At 59.0% G+C, this 3205-nt stretch carries 5 protein-coding genes and 1 pseudogene; all 6 read right to left on the reverse strand.

The features are described 5' to 3' along the window. Positions 1 to 548, reverse strand: a 548-nt coding sequence (locus AUC60_RS23090; protein WP_087273240.1) for a hypothetical protein, incomplete at its 3' end; no start/stop codon positions are given. Beyond that, positions 545 to 859 (reverse strand): head-tail joining protein, encoded by a 315-nt coding sequence (locus AUC60_RS23095; RefSeq protein ID WP_087273242.1) that lies wholly within the window; start codon positions 857 to 859, stop codon positions 545 to 547. The genes AUC60_RS23095 and AUC60_RS23090, both read right to left, overlap by 4 nt. Continuing rightward, positions 859 to 1077: a hypothetical protein gene (locus tag AUC60_RS23100; RefSeq protein ID WP_087273244.1), complete on the reverse strand. Its 219-nt coding sequence runs from the start codon at positions 1075 to 1077 to the stop codon at positions 859 to 861. The genes AUC60_RS23095 and AUC60_RS23100 overlap by 1 nt, the downstream gene beginning before the upstream one ends. 1 nt (position 1078) lies before the next feature. Next, positions 1079 to 2107: a major capsid protein gene (locus AUC60_RS23105; RefSeq protein ID WP_087273246.1), complete on the reverse strand. Its 1029-nt coding sequence runs from the start codon at positions 2105 to 2107 to the stop codon at positions 1079 to 1081. Positions 2108 to 2121: 14 nt separating this feature from the next. Beyond that, on the reverse strand, positions 2122 to 2472 hold the full coding sequence (locus AUC60_RS23110; protein ID WP_087273248.1) for a head decoration protein: 351 nt from the start codon (positions 2470 to 2472) through the stop codon (positions 2122 to 2124). A 12-nt stretch (positions 2473 to 2484) separates the two neighbouring features. Then, positions 2485 to 3205 (reverse strand): annotated as a pseudogene (locus AUC60_RS23115) (S49 family peptidase); the annotation flags it as partial.

Raw genomic sequence — 3205 nt, forward strand, 5'->3', positions numbered from 1 at the left:
GGCCGCGCCTGCTCCAGTGATACCTTGGCCTTGGCCAGAGGAAAACGATTGTCGTTTTCCTCGACAAAACCCGAGCGGCGACGGCCCTGCTGCGTCTCGGGATAGTCGTGCGCCGAGAACTGTTTGCTTGCGGTGCGAATCCAGATGTCGGGCTTGTTGCCGTACACTTTTTTTAGAAACGCGCCCCGGTAACGGCGTCCGGCCACCGACACACCACTGCGGGTCTGACGGGCACGGCCGGTGCGACTCGCCTCAATGGCATTAAGACCAAACCAAAGCTTGCCGCGTATCGTGCCTCCAGAGGCTGGGTAAGCCCGCAAGCGCTGCCGAACCGCGGCAATTGCAATCTTCTCCTGCTGGCCCACCGCCCGAGCAATATAAGTACGCAGGCGTCCCAAGGTTTTGTTGATTGCCCGCCGTTGAGCAGCAGCTGCAGCTTGTGGCAGCAGCCTGGCAAAGTCCTGAAAGGCCTGGATGTGCACCGCTGACGGCTGGATAGTGAGCATCCCGCTGTTGCGTTTATGCTCCGAATAGCTACCGACACTCATGCCTTCATCCTCAGAATCAAAGCCACCCAACCGGTACCGTCTGGCTCAAGTTGGACGAGATCATATTGGCCACCCCCGTCTTGTACCGAGAGGTCAATGGATACTGATTGCCCCGCTTCGATGCCCACCGCATCAATTGCACGGATCTCAAACTGCGGCTCACGCAAGGCGGTGTTAAGCCGCCCTACGCGCGGCTGAAGCCAAGGTGCAGAAAAAAAACCGGCGATCTCACGACCGCCGACCATTGCCACATCGCCCAAGCCATCCAGTACCAGGACATCCATGCCATCGCTCAATTCGCGAAAGCCCATCACTCACCGCCGCTGTCGTCGTCCTCATTGGCAACGCCCGATTGTTGGCGCAGCAGTTCTTGTGCTCGCGGATCCTTGAGCGGAGCGATACAGCCTTCAGAAATCAGCGTTTCCTCCACTTCTTTACTTGGCGGGCTGTAGTACTCGCCCCTGGCAAAGACTGTATGACCGTCCTGCACGGATCCCTCGACCACGAGAAATTCGGATTTCTTGGCCATGTCAAACCACCTTGGCGTAAATGAAGGCATCCGGTTCGAGCAGTCCGGCCAAGGCAGCACTTTGCAGCTTCAGCCAGCGAGCGCTCGGCTCTTGAGTCACCCAGCTTTTCGGGAAGCGCGCCGCTTCAACCAGTCCGCTTTCAATGGCTTCCAGATCCTGAATTGCGCCATAAAGCATGGCGTTGCGCGTTGAGGTGGCACCCAGAATCAAACCGCCGGCCGGGATCATCGGCTGCTCTGCATCGTTCTCATCCAGATACCATTCGTCGTAGCCGTAGAGGTCAACGCCCGGATCGTTCAAATAACCCAGATAGGTCACACCATCCGGCAGCATCTCCGGCTTGATCAAGCCCATGTCGACGCGGCGAGTGTTGAGTTGTTTCATCACCTTTTCGTTGGACTGGAACGCATCGAGAGCCTCACCGCTCATGACCGCCGTGTTGGCTGTGCGGCCGGAGTCCTTGGCGATTTTGCGTTTCCAGCCGCGCAGGTTGGCAATCAGATCACTGTCGGCAGCACTCCAACGACCGTTGCCCAACGTGATCTTGTGATCATCGGCCATCAGAAAATCGATGGTGTCATCGACGCCTTCCCCAACCACTCGAACCTTGCCGGTTACGAGTGCCTGGGCGCACATCCACTCTTCGCGACGAATGATTTCATCGTCCAGATCGCGCAGATCCTTGCCGAGCAATTGTCCAGCACGCTCCAATGGCGTGCGAGAGGAATACGGGTTGTCGCCGGCCGAACGTTTGAGTACCAGCTCGGCGGTGGTCTCGCGTTTTGGCTGAATGTAAGGCGGGCTGTAAGTGCTGGTGGTGTAGCCTTGACGCAGCGACACACTGCCCGGCAGGCGCGGATGAACAAACGGCGCCATTTTGCGTTTGCCTTTAATGATGTCGATGTCCACCGTTTTGGTCGGGAACGTGACAGGGCTGCCGCCGTTGAAAAAGGTGTTCAGCAAAAAGCGGCGCGCAGTCGGCATCTGCTCGACCGCTTCGAGCATGGTACGGGTGTCAAAAATATCCATCGAAAACTCCAGGCTTAACGAACGAACAGGCACAGGGGACGCAGCGCAGCTTTCGCCTGCGCCAGGGTCAAGCCCTCGCCGAGTGAGAGTTGACTGGCCAGCACTTCACCGGTCAGGCGAATTGGCGCGACCAGCGCGCCTTTGGTCGTATCGGTGGATTGATCGAGAATCGCGACTGGAACCTTGGATCCGTCGGTAGCCGCAGCCTTGCACAGCAGGTATTCGCCGCTGCCTGTCACCCGTCCAAGAACAGCGCCTCGATTGAGCTTCTGTCCGGAAGCGATCACGCCGGTGTCGATCATCACCGGAAAGGCACCGGCCGATAGCTGGTCCGGGGTGTACGTTTGGCGTTCTGGGTTGCTCATGAAGTTCTCCAATCAGCGGCGCGAGGCGCCCTCAACAATGGCGTTTACGACGGCCTTGCGCTCACCCTGAGCGCCTTCAGCTGCTGGGGTGGACGTTGATGCGCCGGTGGCATCGGCTTTAATCGCGTTCAGAGAAATGCCCCGATCCTGCGCGGCCTTGAACAGCTGTAACGCGGTCGCTTCAACCGTGGTACCTGCTTCGATGGCAGCGGCGATTTCAGTTTCGAACCCCTTGCTGGCCATGGCATTAATGCCGGTGATGCGTTGGCGCTCTGCAGTCGCACCCTCCTCGCGGCTTTGGGTGCGGATGCTTTCCAGATCCGGCTGGCTGGCTTGAGCAATCTCGATGGTTTGCGGATCTGTGCCGGCTGACAGAGCCTCACGCAACTGCGCCGTGCTGCTGACGGTAGTCATGCTGTATTTCCTCGGTTGAGTGGCGGCCGGTTTGGCCAGTTCGGTAATCAATGTTTCAAGCGACCCAAGGCGGTGGGCCAAGCCGGACTCGACGGCCGCAGCGCCTACGCGCAGGCCACCGAAGTCGCCCATCTCCGGGACATGCTCCGGCTCGACGCCAAGATTTCGGGCCACCTTGGCGACAAACACATCACCCATGGCGTCGACCGTTTCGCCGACCTTGGCCCGACCTTCTTCGGTGGAGATCCACGCGTTTGTTCGGGGCATTGCGGCTGACAATCTGGTAGCGCTTACGGCCGTTGGTTTCTTCCCCGCCAAC

Source organism: Pseudomonas caspiana (genome assembly GCF_002158995.1).
Taxonomy (GTDB): domain Bacteria; phylum Pseudomonadota; class Gammaproteobacteria; order Pseudomonadales; family Pseudomonadaceae; genus Aquipseudomonas; species Aquipseudomonas caspiana.

What these genes read in the sequence shown, in the direction of transcription:
- AUC60_RS23110 (WP_087273248.1), bottom strand. Translation starts at nt 2,472, where the DNA reads ATGAGCAACCCAGAACGCCAAACGTACACCCCGGACCAGCTATCGGCC.
- AUC60_RS23095 (WP_087273242.1), bottom strand. Translation starts at nt 859, where the DNA reads ATGGGCTTTCGCGAATTGAGCGATGGCATGGATGTCCTGGTACTGGAT.
- AUC60_RS23105 (WP_087273246.1), bottom strand. Translation starts at nt 2,107, where the DNA reads ATGGATATTTTTGACACCCGTACCATGCTCGAAGCGGTCGAGCAGATG.
- AUC60_RS23100 (WP_087273244.1), bottom strand. Translation starts at nt 1,077, where the DNA reads ATGGCCAAGAAATCCGAATTTCTCGTGGTCGAGGGATCCGTGCAGGAC.